Annotated in this window: 1 protein-coding gene; it reads left to right on the top strand. The window is 55.9% G+C overall.

Annotated elements, in window-relative coordinates; translation table 11 throughout:
* Positions 1-321: inhibitor of vertebrate lysozyme family protein (locus ALO43_RS19910; protein ID WP_054997945.1), on the top strand; the 321-nt coding region annotated here is incomplete at its 5' end.
* Positions 322-508 lie beyond the last annotated feature (187 nt).

The raw sequence follows: 508 nt of genomic DNA, 5'->3' as shown, positions 1-508 counted from the left end.
AAGGAAGAGCGGTTGCCGGATTGGGTGATTAACCTGTCCGGGGCTTCCGAGCAGCAGATGACAGCGGCCACCGAAGACGGTGACAAGTATCTTGTCGGGCCGCTTTGCGAAACTGCCGATACGTGCAAAAGCAAACGCCTTATCGTGGCTTTCAGCCTCGACAAGGAAGATGCCTACGCCATGTTGGTTGAAGTACCTGCGGGCTTGCCTGCAGATAAATCACCAACTCGTCACGCGACTTACCGCTTCCTGGGTAAGCCTGACGAGGGCATGCAAAAGCTCTTGAATGAAGAGCTGCGCAAAGACCCGAACTGGTATTGATTTAGAAGAAGGTATCGGCTTCAGAAGCCGATACCTCTCTTGTTTGTGCGGCATGAGGAAGGTGCGCGCATGACCAAGGGGCCGGGATGCGTTGATCGAATGGATCGGCGTGACCTAGGGGTACAGGGAGTACCTCCGCCAAGGGCCGGGTCAGGCAAGCTGCCGTGCAAGTCCTCAAGAATGCGTC

The organism is Pseudomonas tremae (assembly GCF_001401155.1).
Taxonomy (GTDB): Bacteria; Pseudomonadota; Gammaproteobacteria; order Pseudomonadales; family Pseudomonadaceae; genus Aquipseudomonas; species Aquipseudomonas tremae.
The sequence above is the reverse complement of the archived record's forward strand: the minus strand, read 5'-3'. Positions and strand labels throughout refer to the sequence as shown.